Consider the following 15,830-nt stretch of genomic DNA (forward strand, 5'->3'; position numbering starts at 1 on the left):
AGGAGTAAACAATTATGCGTTATATTACAGCAGGAGAGTCTCATGGTCCCGAATTGACCGCGATTATCGAAGGGTTACCAGCGGGGATGCCTTTAACCGTTGAAGATATTAATCAAGAACTTGCTCGACGCCAAGTCGGCTATGGCCGCGGCGGGAGGATGTTGATTGAAAGCGATCAGGTTCGAATTACTTCAGGTTTGCGCCATGGAAAGACCCTGGGATCTCCCTTGACGTTAGTTATTGAAAATAAAGACTGGAAAAATTGGAGCAAAGTGATGGGGATAGAAAATGTCCCTGAAAAGCAGAAGAAAATACGCCGAGTGGCTCGTCCACGGCCCGGCCATGCGGATTTAGCAGGTGGCATGAAATATCATCAACAAGACTTGCGTAATGTATTAGAACGCTCCTCTGCTCGAGAAACAGCCATGCGCACAGCAATTGGAGCAGTTAGTAAAAAGTTGTTGAAAGAACTTGGTATGGAGGTTGCTGGGCATGTACGCATCTTAGGCGGTATTGAAGCGGCAGTTCCAGAAGAAATTTCAATTAAAGAAATTAAAGAAACAGCGGAAGCCTCTGATGTGAGAGTGATTGATGCTACCGTAGAACAACCAATTCGTGATTTAATTGATCAAACAAAGAAAAAAGGCGATACCATTGGTGGGGTGGTAGAAGTTTTAGTAGGTGGCGTTCCTGCTGGACTTGGCAGCTATGTGCAATGGGATAAAAAATTAGATGCTAAGATCGCACAAGCTGTAGTTAGTATTAATGCCTTCAAAGGCGCGGAATTTGGTGTGGGCTTTCAAGCTGGAAAACTTCCAGGTTCTGCAGTAATGGATGAAATTACTTGGGATGAAGAAGATGGCTACACTCGTCGTTCAAATAACTTAGGTGGTTTTGAAGGCGGTATGACCAATGGTGAGCCCATTGTTGTCCGAGGTGTGATGAAGCCCATCCCTACTTTATATAAACCATTGAAAAGTGTTGATATTGATACGAAAGAGCCCTATAAGGCCAGCGTTGAACGTTCAGATAGCACGGCGGTTCCAGCAGCTAGTGTAGTTTGCGAGAATGTCGTTGCAACAGTTATTGCCCAAGAAGTTTTAGAAAAATTTTCCAGTGATTCATTTGACGAATTACAGCAGGCAATAGCCGATTACCGAAATTATTTAAAAAATTACTAGGAGATATCAATATGACCAAACAAACAATCATGATTATTGGCCTGGGTTTAATTGGCTCTTCTTTAGCTGTATGTATTAAAAAAACACATCCTGTTAGTTTCTTATATGGTTGGGACAATTCAAAAGAAACTAGCCAAACAGCTCAAGAGACTAAGATTGTTGATCAAATACCTGAAAATTTTGCCAAAGCAGCTGAAAACAGCGATATTATCGTGTTAGCAGTACCGGTACAAACGGCGCAGCATTATTTAGAAGAGTTAGCCACATTGAATTTAAAAAAAGAAGTGTTGATTACCGATACCGGGAGTACGAAACAAAAAATCGTTCATACGGCGCGTTCTTATAAATTAAATTTTATTGGAGGGCATCCAATGGCAGGTTCTCATAAATCAGGAATTTTAGCTTGTGATGCAAACCTTTTTGAAAATGCTTATTATATTTTTACCCCGACAAAAAAAGAACAAACAGAACAGATCCAACGGTTAAAAGAATTGTTTTCGGGAACACGGGCTAAATATGTATTGCTAAAACCTAAAGAGCATGATGAAATTACGGCGATGTTAAGTCATTTACCACATATTATTGCTTCAGGGTTAGTGAATCAAGCAGACCACTTTAATCAAAAGTATCCACGTGCTAAGCAGTTAGCTGCAGGCGGTTTTCGTGATATCACTCGGATTGCTTCGTCTGACCCGCAAATGTGGACGGACATTTTATTAAGCAATCGCCATACTTTGTTGCAAATGATCACTCAGTGGCAAGCGAAAATGGACGATATTTCTTTTTGGTTGGAAACTGAAAATGCCGAGCAAATTTATCATTTTTTTGCAAATGCAAAAGATATGCGTGACCGGTTACCAGTTGACAAAAAAGGTTCTATTCCAGCTTTTTACGATTTATTTGTTGATGTCCCTGATCGTCCGGGAAGCATTGCCGAGATTACTAGTTTATTAGGAAAAACACAGATCTCTCTAACAAATATTAAAATTCTAGAAACACGGGAAGATATCATTGGCGTCTTGCAATTAACCTTTAAAAACGAAACAGATTTAATAGCAGCAAAAACACACATCGAAAAAGAAACCGACTATCATTGTCGTTTGCAATAGGGGGGAAAATGATGCAATTAATACAAACCGATTATTTGCAAGGGACCATTGTTGTACCACCAGATAAATCAATCGCTCACCGCAGTATTATGTTTGGCGCAATAGCTGATGGGAAAACCACGATTAATAACTTTTTACGTGCGCAGGATTGTTTGAGTACTCTTCATGCCCTGCAAACTTTAGGCGTTCCAATTTATGATAACGGACGGACGATTACTATTACTGGAGTAGGTTTTAACGGATTAAAAGCAGTTAATGAGCCCATTAATGTGGGAAATTCTGGAACAACTATGCGATTGCTTTTAGGCATTTTAGCGGGGTCATCTTTTGAAACCACACTTTTAGGCGATACTTCATTAAACAAACGTCCGATGGAGCGGGTCATGTTACCTTTAAAAAAGATGGGCGCAGTATTGAAGGGGATAAATCATAGCGAGTTTCCTCCGATTACTGTTACAGGCCAGTCTAAGTTAAAACCGATTGAATATCATATGCCAGTTGCTAGTGCCCAAGTGAAGTCTGCTATTCTTTTTGCAGCATTGCAGACTGAAGGTGAGACCAAAATTATTGAAAAAGAAATTTCTCGTAATCATACAGAAGAAATGATCACTCAATTTGGTGGAAAAATCCATACTAACGGAAAAACAATTACGATTTGTGGCCCCCAACAATTGAAAGGACAAGAGGTAAAGATTCCCGGTGATATTTCCTCTGCTGCTTTCTTTTTAGTGGCAGGAGTAATTGTTGCTGATAGTGAAATTACTTTAAAAAATGTCGGTCTCAATCCTACGCGTACAGGAATTATTGATGTCATGAAAAAGATGGGCGCAACTATCCAATTTGAGGCTATTGATCAAGTCAATCAATCTGCTACACTGATTGTAAAAACTTCTCATTTAAAGGCAGTAACAATTGAGGGAGCGCTAATTCCTCGTTTAATTGATGAATTACCGATCATTGCTTTATTGGCAACCCAAGCTGAAGGAACGACAGTTATCAAAGACGCGCAAGAATTAAAAGTAAAAGAAACAAATCGGATTGATGCAACGGCGCAAGAATTACAAAAAATGGGAGCTAAAATTAAGGCGACTAGCGATGGTTTGATCATTGAAGGGAAGACAGCTTTGCATAGCGCCAACGTAGCTAGTCATGGAGACCATCGCATTGGCATGATGTTACAAATTGCGGCACTTGTCAGCAAAGGAAATGTAGAGTTAGATAACCCAGAAGCAATTGCTATTTCGTACCCTGATTTCTTTCAAGATATAAAACATTTGGTAAAAAGGAAGTGATACTGATGGAAAATATTGTTTTGATTGGTTTCATGGGCGCCGGTAAAACAACAATTGGACGTCTTTTAGCACAAAAACTTAACTCTAAACAACACGACTTTGATGAAATTTTAGTTGAACAAATTGGTATGAGTATTGCCGATTATTTTGATCATTTTGGCAGTGAAGCATTTCGTGAAATTGAAACGAAAGTTTTACAGCAAAGTTTACAATTAAATGGCATTATTTCTACAGGCGGAGGGATCGTCTTAAAAGAAGAGAACCGACAGTTTTTGCAGAATAATCCGAATGTCATTTATTTACAGGCGAATTTAGATGAACTGGTTCACCGGGTCGTATTGGATAAACGAAATGTTCGCCCATTAGCAACTTCGAAATCTCCGGATGAAATCCGCGAAGTTTATCTTCCTCGAGTTCCATTGTATGAAGAAAGCGCCAAGTTTGTGATCGATACGACCGAAAAAACGCCAGATGCAATTGTCCAAGAAATTTTAGATAAAGTAGAGGTAATTTAAATGAAAGTTGGTTATTTAGGTCCCAAAAGTTCGTTTACTTTTCAAGCAGCTAGTGAACTTTTTGCAGAAGACACATTAGTGCCTTTTGCTTCTATTCCGCTGACTCTCGAACAGCTTGAAGCTAAGAAAATCGATTTTGCGGTAGTGCCCATCGAAAATTCATTGGAAGGCTCGGTTCACGCCACCGTTGATCATTTATTTGGTCAATCTTCCATTACAGTTAAAGAAGAAGTGATCTTACCCATACGACAGCAATTATTAGGAACGCATTCAATGGAACAACCGGAAAAGATTCTTTCTCATCCCCAAGCCCTTGCTCAAACAAAACAGTATTTAAAAAATCATTATCCAGGGGTTCCTTTAGAAGCAGTAAGCTCGACGACTTTTGCAGCGCAATATTTAGCAAAACATTCTAGAGAAAAAGTTTTAGCCATTGCTTCTGAAAAAGCCGCTCAAGAATATAATTTAAAAATTATAGCAGCAGATATCCAAGATAATGTCATGAACCAAACTCGTTTTTGGGTTTTAAGTACTGAAAAGAAAAAAAAGAAAACAACTAATCAGCAAAACAAAAAAGCGACTTTATTTATCACGCTACCTGCTAATCTACCTGGCGCGCTTCATCAAGTATTAGCAGCTTTTGCTTGGCGTGAAATTGATTTAGCAAAAATCGAATCACGTCCATTGAAGACACATTTAGGAGAATATTTTTTTATCATTGATATAGTATTAAATGAAAATGAAGCCTTACTTGAAAATGCTATTACAGAAATCGAATTATTACATGCTAAAGTACAATGGGTAGGTAGATATCCGATAAATAAATTTACTTAAAAACAATGCCGTTTGCATTGTTTTTTTGTTAAAATGTCTTTAAATCATTTAATTCTGTTATTTTTCTTTTGTTTTAGAGCATAAGTATTGTATGCTATTAAATGAATAACGGTTTGGAAGGAGAAACAAATGAGCCGGATGGATAGATATAGAAGTGAAGAAGAAAAAGTACAACGGTCATCTCGTCAAAACTCCAATGGAAATATTTTTGCTCGTAGATCACGTACTCATTCGCATAATGAAGATAATAATTATACAGATGAGTATGAGCAAAATTATCAAGAGGATGGGCAACAGGTTGATTACGATTATTATGAAGACATGAATGGTCCAAATGATGAACCCTACATATCAGGCGGATCACAAGGAAATAAACCTCCCAAGAAACCTAAAAAATCACGAAAAAGAAAAAAGCATCGATTCTTACGATTTATTTTTACATTCTTAATCTTGTTAATTGCGTATTCCGGGGTTTCATTTTACTTGGGGCAAAAAGCAGGCGAAGCAGAAGATAGCGATGATTTACCAGAAACTGAAACATTCAATGGGTTTTCAGACGCTGATGGTGCCCATAATATTTTATTAATCGGCAGTGACAGTCGTGGTGAGGAAAATGCTAGAGCGGATACCATTATGGTTTTACAATTAGATGGGCCTGCTAAAAAACCTAAAATAGTCTCTTTCATGCGTGATACTTACGTTGATATCCCTGGTGTAGGTGGTAACAAAATTAATGCTTCTTATGCTTATGGAGGGGCTGATCTTGTGCGACAGACAGTGTCACAAAACTTTGGTATTGATTGTCAATATTATATGACACTCAACTTTCAAACATTTGAAAAAGTGATTGATACCTTATTTTCTAATGGTGTGGATATTGACGCTGAAAAAGACATGAGCAAAAATTTAGAAGTGCCTATTAAAAAAGGCCCTCAAAAAATGGACGGATTGACTTTGCTGCAATATGCGCGCTTTCGGATGGATGAAGAAGGAGACTTTGGACGTGTTCGTCGCCAACAACAAGTAATTTCTGCTGTGTTTAGCGAACTAAAGAATCCTATTGCATTATTTAAATTACCTTATGCTGCAGGAAAAGCAATGGGGTATTCTGCCAATGATATACCGATGAGTTTTCTCGCTAAAAATAGCTTTTCGATTACCAAAGGAGCTTCAGGCGTTGATCGCCTAAGTGTACCGGTTGATGATACTTGGAGCTATGGACAAAGCTATGACGGAAGTAGTGTCTTAATGGTAGATCAGCAAGCAAACCAACAAGCAATTCAAAATTTTCTTGCAAAATAATAACAAGTGGTTCCAAATGAACAATCATTTATGCTATTATAAGTGCTGAAGTATGAAAAATGCTTGAAACGAGGATGAATGATGAAATTAGCAATTGTCACTGATAGTACGGCTGTCTTACCCGAGAAAATAAAGACACATCAAGATTTATTTGTGATACCCATTCCAGTTATTTTGGATGGTAAAGTTTATAATGAAGATGTTGATATTGAAGCCAATGAATACTACAAACTAATGAAAAAAAGTAAAGAGTTCCCAACAACTTCTCAACCAACTTTTGGCGAAACATTGACTTTATACAAGAAATTAAAAGAACAGGGATATGATACGATCTTAAGTATCCATTTATCTTCAGGAATTTCAGGATATGTCACCAACCTTAATAGTATAAAAGATAGTGTAGAAGGTGTAAAAGTTATCCCTTATGATTCTAAAATAACGAGTATGCCTATGGGTCATATGGTTGAAGCGGCTTTGGATATGTTGGATGCTAAGAAAACGTTGGATGAAATTTTAGACTACTTGGATATCATTCGAGCCAGTACTTATGCTTATTTAATCGTAGATGATTTGAACAACTTGGTACGGGGGGGACGTTTGACCAATGGCGCTGCCCTCCTAGGCGGATTGTTAAAAATTAAGCCAGTGTTAACGTTTGAAGATGGAAAGATAGTATTATTTGAAAAAATAAGATCGATTAAAAAAGCCCTCCGACGTTCTGAAGAAGTGATAGGAGAGCGCGAAAAAGAAATTGAACGTCCTGTAAAGTTGTATGTTATTCACGGCAATAATCTAGAATTAGCGAAAAAAGAAAAAGCTCGACTTGAAAAAACGTATTCAAACATCACAGTCGAAATTGGTCATTTTGGACCGGTAATCGGGACTCATTTAGGTGAAAAAGCAATTGGCTTTGCCATATGTGCTAAATAAAAAAGCAGAGAGCATTTTGCTTTTTTATTATTAACCATAATATAATTATGTAAACTAAACAGCTATTATTATAAAATAACGCACAGAAGCTATATTCAACTTCTGTGCGTTTATTATTTTTCATTAATTAGTTTTTATATAATAAAACTTTGTCTTCTGGGAAAGTAGGGAACTTATTCATAGGGACTTCCCAGTCTTGTTTTGGTATAGAAAAATCATAACCATTAACTAACTGGTTACTAAAGACCCGCAAAGTATGCAAGGTAATCCACTCACCAGCACAACGGTGCATTGCGCGGAAATCGCCGCCGCCTTGAGCAATCATTTCATATTCTTCATCGTAAGAGATTTGTTTGGTTCGTCCTACATAACGATCAATTTCAAATGATTCAGGATCTTTTATAGAGCGTCCATCGTGATTTGTTCCAAAAAGATCTAGAACAACCCAGCTGCCTTCAGGTATTAGATAACCATCGATTTCAACATCTCTTATGCTGATAGCAGGGACCATAGGGAAAAATGGATAGTAACGACGTAACTCTTGGATAAAGGAATCTTGCAAATGATCGAAGTTTTGTTTTAATTCCTTATAAACATTATTTGGTCCAAATAATGCATGTCCCATCAACGCCACCCAAACAGTAATCGCAACAGTCGGTCTAATAATATTTAAGAAGTCCACTGCAGCAATATTAAGGGGTAGGCGTTCTCCATCAACATCTGTTGCTTCAGCAAAAGCATATAGTGGGACGTTTTCTTTGCCTGGAACTGGGTTCTTGCGCGCTTCTTCAAGCAGTTCTTGTGCCCATTTTTCAGCTTTTTTCCGGCCTTCTAACCCTTCTATGTGCTGGCTTACAGAATTTACAGTGCCTTCAAACATATTAACTTGCGTATCGGCTAATTCGTCGATTTCTTCAGGAGAATATTCACCCAAATTAACGCCTGCCCATTTACAAATCGCTTTAAAAAGTACATTTTTAGTTAAATGATACAATTCAAATTGACCTGTTTGCGCATCTAATTCTTGGGTTAAGGTTTCTTCCAATATTTTCCGGTAGTCTTCCATACGATCAGGTGTCATCAAATCCATAAATACGCTTTTACGTTTATAATGCTCTTTTCCATCTAGCGTTTGTACGCCACCTTCACCTTGAAGTGTTTTTAAAATAGGGGTTGGCATAGCTTTATCACGTTTGAAATTTTCAGCATCATAGAATTTTTTAGCTGCATTTTGTCCATAGACAGCAATAATTTCTTGGTTCAAAAGAGAAGCTTTTACAACGGGAGCGTCAACTTCTTTGCGTAGCTCACTCAAAACTTCATAACCTGCGTTATAGAGGTCTTTGACTTCTCTTAATTTGACTTTTGTTTCAGGAACTTCTTTGAATGCCATTTTCAATATTCCTCCTTGTCATTTGGTTACAATTTCAGTTTAACGTATTTTGGAAATGGAAACAAACATTTGTCATTTTATTAGAGGCTTTTCTTTTTCTACTTTTCCGCTATAATTTAAAAGGAAGGGAGTGAGGAAAAGTGATTTTTGTTTTAGTAAATCTTGTCCTGTTTTTTTCCTTAGGGCTGATTGTTTTTTATACAGAGAAAATTCGCACTTTAAATAGTAGTACGTATGATCCTGTGGTGCAAATCTTTAAAAGATATCCAGTATTAAATGCTTCATATAAAGAAGCTGAACTAAACTACTCAACTTTTCCGATTCCTGGCTTATTAAAAACGCAAACATTGGAAAAAGAAACGAAAAGCTTAGATGATTGCTATGGCATGACCCCACAAGGATTGGCAATCACTGAAAATTATTTATTTATTTCAGCTTACTGTTCTAGTCATGAGCACCATTCTGTTATTTTTATGCTCGATAAAAAAGAAGCAAAATACTTAAAAACGATTGTTTTAAAAGACCGAACTCACGCTGGAGGACTAGCCTATGATGCAGCTCATCATTGTTTGTGGGTTTCGGCTGTCGCAAAAGATCACGGCCGAGTTGCGGCCATTTCTATGGATGACATTTTAAACTATGACATGACGCTTGACGACAAACCTATTAGATATCGTCATACAGTTGATTTTCCCTCAATTTATCAGGCTTCATTTATCACAATGAATGAAGGTTCATTACTTGCAGGGAACTTCGATAAAAGGGAAAATGGGACGGTTGCCAATATTTCGTTTGTTGAAGAAGAAACGTTTGATGTTGTTCAAGAGAAAAAAGAAGAGGTTATCGTTCCAAAAAAAGCACAAGGAATAGTGTTCTATAAAGATTATTGTTTAGTGTCACAATCATTCGGACCCTTTCAATCTAAAATTTACGTTTTTTCAAGCGAACAATTTTGTACCGGCTTGTTAAACAAAAGCACAGCTGTGCAAACTATAAAAGCACCACCTTACCTTGAACAAATTGCTGTTTTTGGTGACCATTTATATTTGATTTTTGAAAGTGGCGCTGCGAGTTACCGTGAAAAGACTGCAAAATTTCTCACAGAAGTTGTTGCTGTACACTTACCAACTTTACTTGAGGTAGAAAAATAAGGTGTTTATTACAGGAGAATTGAAATGTACATTAGAAAGTATACTTTCACTGATAAAAAGGCAGTCATTGAAATGATCAAGCAAACAATCCAAACAATTAACAAAAATGATTATGACGAAAATCAATTAAAGGCCTGGTCGAATATCGATGAAAGCTCATGGACAGATTCTGTGAAGGAGCACCAAGCAATTGTTATGGTGAGTGATAGAAATAAAATAGTTGGTTTTGCTGATATGGATAACGATGGCTATTTAGATCGTCTATTTGTTCATAAAGATTTTCAAAGAATGAGAATAGGGGATAAGCTGGTCAACGATTTAGAAGAAAAGAACACAGGCAAAAAGTTTTCAACGTTTGCTTCTATCACAGCAAAACCCTTTTTTGAAGCGCTAGGATATAAATTAGTTAGGAAAAACGTTGCTCCTGTACGCGGTCAGCAACTTGAAAATTATTATATGGAAAAGTAAGTTTATTTTCTTAATAAATTTATTAAATCTACAGGCGTTTCTAAAATAAAATCTGCTTGCGCAAACTCCGTATGGGACTTTGCGCCCCAGTTGGCTACTGCAAATTTTATTCCCGCGTTTTGTGCACTGTCCATATCAGAAACTGCATCTCCCACATAAATTGCTTCAGCAGGCTGTATGCCTAATTCACTTAAAGCAAGTTCCATAGGTTCCGGATCTGGTTTGTGCCTTTGTGTGTCCGAAGCCGTTATAAAAACATTAAAGTATTGGTTTAATTCAAAACGGTCAAATTCATCTTCCATTTGTTGTGTAGTTTTAGAAGTAATAATCCCAGTAGTCTTTTTCATTTGCAGCAGTTGTTTTAAGGCTTTTTTGACTCCAGCAAACACAGTGACTTCGTCTGAAAATTGCTTAATCTTTTTTGCCCAAAATTCGTGTAAATAAGCGAGGTCAGAAGTAGAGCTAGTAAACTTTTTTAAAGCTACCTTACCTGGTATACCTAAAACATATTCCAATTCATGAGTCGGGATTGTTAAATTCTTTGTTTCTTTCAATGTCTGCTGCAAAGATTTGATAATGACTGACTCTGTATCCAGAATTGTCCCATCAACGTCAAATAGTACAGTAGTGATCATTTGGTCGCCTCCTAAGAATAAATAATTTGGACCTGTTTACGTTCGATAATTTCTTTTAACTCGTCCGAGAGTAATTGATTGGTTACGAGAGTGTCGACTTCTGCAAAATCAAAAACTCGAAAATTATGAGCTAAGTTCAATTTTGTTTCATCAATTAATAAAACGACTTGATCTGATTGAGCTCTAATTTTTGCCTTATAATCAATATCCTCTTCGTAGGCGTAATAAATGCCGTTGGTGTTTATACCAGCAGCGCTAAGAAAAGCAAAATCAAAATGGTAATCCTCAAGTTCCATGAGTGGTTTTGTGCCAACCACACTGCGTTTTTTGCGATCAATATTACCACCAAGTATTCTTGTTTTACAATCTGAGTTTCTAATGAGTTGGTCAGAGATATCTAAAGAGTTTGTTACAGCAAACAACTCAGAATTATTCGCTAAATGTCGAGGGATAAAACTAATCGTCGTAGAGACATCTAAAAATATTAGCTTTGTATCTTTGACAAACAAAGCAGCAACTTTCGCTAATTGATCCTTTTCCTTATCAAGATCCTGTGCACGATCCAGATATTCATCTAAACGATTAAAAGAATGGGGGAGGCTAATGCCACCATAAGTGCGGTCAACAGCATTGGTTTCCGCCAATTTCACTATATCTCTTCTTGCAGTATCTCTAGATGAACCTGTCAGTTCAATAATACCCTTTAAACTTAAAGTTTCTTCTTTTTCAAGTTCTTCTAAAATAAGACTAAGTCGTTCTTTTTGAATCATTTTATCATCCCAGTACATTTAAGTTATTTTAAGCTTATAAATATTATAACTTAAATAAGCATAAAAAGAAAGCGCTTAAAAAAGTAACAATTAGTAATAAACAAAAAATATAGATTTAATTCCATCAATAAAATTTATTTCAACTAGCTTTTAATGTATGTGAGATACATGTTAAAGCCGTAGGAAATTTAAAATAAACAATAGAAAGAAATTTGTATGGCTTAAAAAGTTATTATGGATGAATCGAATAGATAATTAGTAAAACAAAGATAAGAATGCAGTAATTGCAACAGAATTATTTAAATGATAGAAAACTTATTGTGAGAAAAGTGAATTTTGAACAAAATATAGATTAAGACAGCATAATTTTAGCTTGAAAGTCGTGAAAATACGAAGATATTTAGATGGTATTGTTGAAAGATATCCATTAACAACTTTGTATAATATATATTATGTAAACTAGGATATAAGATTTCTAGAATACTTATTATAAAACATACATATTTGTTATCCTCCCTTTTCTAAACTTATATTCGTTATTCATCGATTTTTTTCCTTCCTCTAGGTAAATAATCATAAATTGCTTCTCGTAATGTTTCAAAACTCAATTGCGTGTAGTAATTTGTTGAGCTTACATTTTTATGGCCAAGTAAGACTTGAAGATACAGAATATCCATCTTCTGGTTTATTAAATAAGCAATCATACTTCTTCTTAATTTTAATGGATTAATATTGATTTGATAACGCTCACTAATTTCACGAAATAATTTAGTAATATAATGAGAAGTAACTTTTGCGCCTCTGTTTGTAATTAACAAAAAATCATGATTTTGTTTAAAACTTTCCATTTTAGATTTTCGAAAATCGTAATAACTATAGTATTGCTCATATAAGTAGTTATTTCCAATAAGAAAACGTTTGTCCCTTGATGAATAGAAATAAATAGTTTTATTTTCCAAATTTGTTTTATTATTTATTTTTAAACTAAGGATTTCATTTGTTCTTGCTACAGTTGCAATAAACATGTTTAATAAATAACGATCAGGAAACATAAGATTTTTGTCATCATCTATTTTAGCGAGAAAAGCTAACAGTTCCTCTTCATATAAAATATCTTTTGAAGGTTGTCTATGATAACGAATATTTGTATATGCAAAGGGATTTTCTTTTATAATATTTCGATATACATAAAAATCTAAAAAATTAGAAATGGTATTTGTTTTTTTATAAACTGTACTTTTGCTATTTTTATGCCACATGGATTCTAAATAATCATATTGTTCTTTTTTTGGTATTATCAGGTCTTCTTTTGAGGATAGATAAGAATTAAATTCAAGTAATATCCCCTTTTTGAAATTAATCGTTGTTTTAAAAAGCTTTCTTTTCCGTTGGTTAATTAAATAGTAATTAATGAGTGTAGAATTTTTCATTTTGAACTCTCATTCCCTCGATCGTTTTCTTGTTTGAAATCGATTGGGTCTATTTCAAATGGCAGACCTTTACGTAACACAACTTGCCGGTAAAAAACCGTTAATGCAGTAGAACGATCTAGACCTAAGTCTGTTAAGATTTCTTCCGCTTGAGCAATTAACTTTTCATCCTCTTTATCGATTGGTATTTCAATTATTTCTTTCATAATTATTGCACCCCTCACTCTCATTTAAAAAAATAACGCTGGAAGTTTTTCTAAAACTAAATTAAATTTTACTGTTGTTTAAATTTTCATTCATGTTTATCACCTCCATCAACATTTTAGTAATTCAAAATTTTTTTAAATAAATTGTTGGATAAGCACTGCTTATCCCTGTTCAATCAAGCTTTTAATAAAAAAAGCACCTCTACCCCCCTTTATTTGGTAGAATGAAGTTGACTAAAAGCTACACAAAACCAAAAAGAAAAGGTGATAGAGATGTCAACTTCATTATACCCAGAGCTTTGGGAAATTATCAATACACAACAACAATTTATTGCGCTTTTGGTTTATCAACTAAGTTCGATTTACGCCAACTCTAAAGCGCCCAGGCCAACGGATATCGCAGACTTAGATTATCAAAAAATGACGGTCGATGAACTTCCAAAAGTGGTGGAGATGGAAAAGCTCGATTACAAAGAACTTCTGCAGGAACACCTTCACCAAACAGGGAAACCATTAAAACCTGTGCAACGCCGTGCGAGTTCACCGACCGTTTCTTCCGCCATTCACTGTCCACGTTGCCAGGCGCCTGCAGACTATCTCTACTTGAACAACGGGAAAAGTAATAACGATCAGTATTTATGCAAGGTATGCGCTAATTTATTCAACTACAAGAATCGCTATACCAAAGAGGTGATCTTTCAATGTCCTCATTGTGAGAAAAACCTAGTCAAAATCAAAGACCGTAAAGGATTCGATATCTATAAATGCCTGAATAAAGCCTGTCCTTATTACAAAAAACGTCTTAAGAGCCTGTCAAAAAAAGAATTAAAGCAGTTCAAGAAAAACAAATCGCTCTTCAAAATGCACTATATCTATCGTAACTTCGATTTAACTTTATCTGATTTGGAAGCAGTCCCTGACTTTGAAACTAAGGTGCGGTTAAATAAGATCCACAGTTCCCCTTATGTGTTAGGGCTCATTCTCACCTATCATGTCAATTACGGACTGTCTGCCGAAAAAACAGCGGCCTTAATGTACGATGTTCATCAACTAAAAATCTCAGGCCAAACGATTCGTAACTATGCCCGGACAGTTGCGCATTGGGTCCAACCTTTGACTGATTATTATCCTTATGAGCTATCGGATCAATTTTGTGGAGATGAGACGTACATTCGTGTGCAAGGAAAATGGCACTATATCTATTTTTTCTTTGATGCGGAGAAAAAGATTATTCTCTCCCACCGTTATAACCGACACCGTGATACAGAAACGGCCATTAAAGCCATCCACGACGTGATTCGTCGTTTTAAACAGGTGCCTGATGCTCCCCAATTGGTCGTCGATGGTAATCCCATTTATAAGTTGGCTCAAGCTTTCTACGCTCAAAACGGAATCGACTTTGAAGTCATCCAAGTGATCGGTTTAACCAATAAGGATAAGGTCTCCCAAGAATACCGTCCTTTAAAACAGATCATTGAACGTTTAAATCGGACGTTTAAAGGAAATTACAAACCTTTAGGCGGTTTTCATTCAGGCGCTGGGCCTTTGGCTCACGTCACCTTATTTACAACCTATTTCAACTTTCTTAGGCCTCATGCCAAGCTAGAAAAGAACGTCCCCGTCTTATTGCCGGAACTAAACGAGTGTCCTGACATGCCACAAAAATGGGTCAAACTACTCCATATGTCAGAAAACTTTATCAAAAAGCGTCAAGCAAGTTAAATCAAGCTTTCGGCAACGGGTTGTCCTCAACGAGAATAGGCGTAGCGCACACTTGACCTGCCGAAAAAATGGCTTACACTCGCAGGGTGAGGGTGCGTTTAGTCTGCTTTCTTTCGTATAACTGGGCGCCCTCATTCATGACGCAAGCCATTTTGTAGGCTTGTCAAGTGCTATTCGCCAGCAGAAGTCTTTTCAAGCGAAATTACCTAATTTTTCCCCATTTTTTTCATAGATTATTTTGAGTTACCAACATTTTTCCCTTATTCAACAAAGAAATTATTTTGTTAAATCGACTTTGTTTCCAATAAGATAAATAATTATACCGCCGACCGTCATTGAAAGTAATTCGCCGATACCAATAATCAACCAGTTATAAAAGAACGGTAAATCATACAAAAACGTTAATTGTCCAGCAACTGTAAACATTGAAAGTGCAAAGACAATGGCAGTAATGACCATTTTGTATTTCATATTTTGAAGACGTTTTGTTAAGTGATGGTTAACGACTAAAACTAAAAACGTGCAGACACTTCCAAAAACAACATCTAATAAGCCATTCGGTGAGGATAAATTAGCGATAGCAACACCTAATGTAACTGCCCAAATATATTGTTTATTGTACAACGTTAAAAAATTGAACATCTCTGATAATCGAATTTGCACTGCACCAAAACTAATGACAGACAATGCCACTGTTACGACCACGTATAAACTTGTTACCAATGCCATTTTAGCTACTTCTTGTGTTGTCCAGTGAGTAACTGAACGTGTTTTTTCTTTATTCATGTCTATTTCTCCTTTGCAAGGACTTGCCTTGGTAATAACTGCGACCAAAGGATTGAAGTGTCACAGTGTGGAAAACCACTAGTTCTATGATAACGAAAAAGACTTA

Annotated in this window: 16 protein-coding genes; 10 read left to right on the forward strand and 6 right to left on the reverse strand. The window is 36.1% G+C overall.

What is annotated here, in order from left to right:
* Positions 1–14 precede the first annotated feature (14 nt).
* The 7 genes from aroC (at position 15) to C7K43_RS03245 (ending at position 7,163) form a co-directional block, all read left to right on the forward strand.
* Entirely contained in the window at positions 15–1,181 is a 1,167-nt protein-coding gene (gene aroC / locus C7K43_RS03215) for a chorismate synthase (RefSeq protein WP_124005534.1), read from the forward strand.
* A gap of 11 nt (positions 1,182–1,192) precedes the next feature.
* Complete coding sequence (locus C7K43_RS03220) at positions 1,193–2,290, forward strand: prephenate dehydrogenase (RefSeq protein WP_124005535.1); 1,098 nt, start codon at positions 1,193–1,195, stop codon at positions 2,288–2,290.
* An 11-nt stretch (positions 2,291–2,301) separates the two neighbouring features.
* Positions 2,302–3,582 (forward strand): 3-phosphoshikimate 1-carboxyvinyltransferase, encoded by a 1,281-nt coding sequence (gene aroA / locus C7K43_RS03225; protein WP_124005536.1) that lies wholly within the window; start codon positions 2,302–2,304, stop codon positions 3,580–3,582.
* A 5-nt stretch (positions 3,583–3,587) separates the two neighbouring features.
* On the forward strand, positions 3,588–4,097 hold the full coding sequence (locus tag C7K43_RS03230) for a shikimate kinase (RefSeq protein ID WP_124005537.1): 510 nt from the start codon (positions 3,588–3,590) through the stop codon (positions 4,095–4,097).
* On the forward strand, positions 4,098–4,931 hold the full coding sequence (gene pheA, locus C7K43_RS03235; protein ID WP_124005538.1) for a prephenate dehydratase: 834 nt from the start codon (positions 4,098–4,100) through the stop codon (positions 4,929–4,931).
* 129 nt (positions 4,932–5,060) lie between these two features.
* Entirely contained in the window at positions 5,061–6,233 is a 1,173-nt protein-coding gene (locus C7K43_RS03240; protein ID WP_124005539.1) for an LCP family protein, read from the forward strand.
* An 81-nt stretch (positions 6,234–6,314) separates the two neighbouring features.
* A complete protein-coding gene (locus C7K43_RS03245; RefSeq protein ID WP_124005540.1) occupies positions 6,315–7,163 on the forward strand; it encodes a DegV family protein in 849 nt (282 codons plus the stop codon).
* A 127-nt stretch (positions 7,164–7,290) separates the two neighbouring features.
* Here C7K43_RS03245 and C7K43_RS03250 read toward each other — a convergent pair whose 3' ends face one another.
* A complete protein-coding gene (locus C7K43_RS03250; protein ID WP_124005541.1) occupies positions 7,291–8,556 on the reverse strand; it encodes a cytochrome P450 in 1,266 nt (421 codons plus the stop codon).
* 140 nt (positions 8,557–8,696) lie between these two features.
* Here C7K43_RS03250 and C7K43_RS03255 point away from each other — a divergent pair, with 140 nt between their 5' ends.
* Together C7K43_RS03255 and C7K43_RS03260 are read left to right on the forward strand one after the other, a co-directional pair.
* Entirely contained in the window at positions 8,697–9,707 is a 1,011-nt protein-coding gene (locus C7K43_RS03255; protein ID WP_124005542.1) for a hypothetical protein, read from the forward strand.
* A gap of 24 nt (positions 9,708–9,731) precedes the next feature.
* Complete coding sequence (locus C7K43_RS03260) at positions 9,732–10,175, forward strand: GNAT family N-acetyltransferase (RefSeq protein WP_124005543.1); 444 nt, start codon at positions 9,732–9,734, stop codon at positions 10,173–10,175.
* 2 nt (positions 10,176–10,177) lie between these two features.
* Here the strand turns inward: C7K43_RS03260 and C7K43_RS03265 are convergent, their stop codons facing one another.
* The 4 genes from C7K43_RS03265 to C7K43_RS03280 form a co-directional block, all read right to left on the reverse strand.
* Positions 10,178–10,810: an HAD family hydrolase gene (locus C7K43_RS03265; RefSeq protein WP_124005544.1), complete on the reverse strand. Its 633-nt coding sequence runs from the start codon at positions 10,808–10,810 to the stop codon at positions 10,178–10,180.
* Positions 10,811–10,821: 11 nt separating this feature from the next.
* On the reverse strand, positions 10,822–11,580 hold the full coding sequence (locus C7K43_RS03270) for a DeoR/GlpR family DNA-binding transcription regulator (protein WP_124005545.1): 759 nt from the start codon (positions 11,578–11,580) through the stop codon (positions 10,822–10,824).
* Between the two features lie 536 nt (positions 11,581–12,116).
* Positions 12,117–13,010 carry a tyrosine-type recombinase/integrase gene (locus C7K43_RS03275; RefSeq protein ID WP_124005546.1) on the reverse strand — a complete coding sequence of 298 codons (894 nt, stop codon included), beginning with the start codon at positions 13,008–13,010 and terminating at the stop codon, positions 12,117–12,119.
* A complete protein-coding gene (locus C7K43_RS03280) occupies positions 13,007–13,216 on the reverse strand; it encodes a type II toxin-antitoxin system RelB/DinJ family antitoxin (protein WP_157977726.1) in 210 nt (69 codons plus the stop codon). The genes C7K43_RS03275 and C7K43_RS03280 overlap by 4 nt, the downstream gene beginning before the upstream one ends.
* A 273-nt stretch (positions 13,217–13,489) precedes the next feature.
* Here C7K43_RS03280 and C7K43_RS03285 point away from each other — a divergent pair, with 273 nt between their 5' ends.
* Positions 13,490–14,938 (forward strand): DDE-type integrase/transposase/recombinase, encoded by a 1,449-nt coding sequence (locus C7K43_RS03285; RefSeq protein WP_124005548.1) that lies wholly within the window; start codon positions 13,490–13,492, stop codon positions 14,936–14,938.
* A gap of 276 nt (positions 14,939–15,214) precedes the next feature.
* On the opposite strand, the gene C7K43_RS03290 is transcribed toward C7K43_RS03285, so the two are convergent.
* Positions 15,215–15,724 carry a QueT transporter family protein gene (locus tag C7K43_RS03290; RefSeq protein ID WP_124005549.1) on the reverse strand — a complete coding sequence of 170 codons (510 nt, stop codon included), beginning with the start codon at positions 15,722–15,724 and terminating at the stop codon, positions 15,215–15,217.
* Positions 15,725–15,830 lie beyond the last annotated feature (106 nt).

This window comes from Tetragenococcus koreensis (genome assembly GCF_003795145.1).
Lineage (GTDB): Bacteria > Bacillota > Bacilli > Lactobacillales > Enterococcaceae > Tetragenococcus > Tetragenococcus koreensis.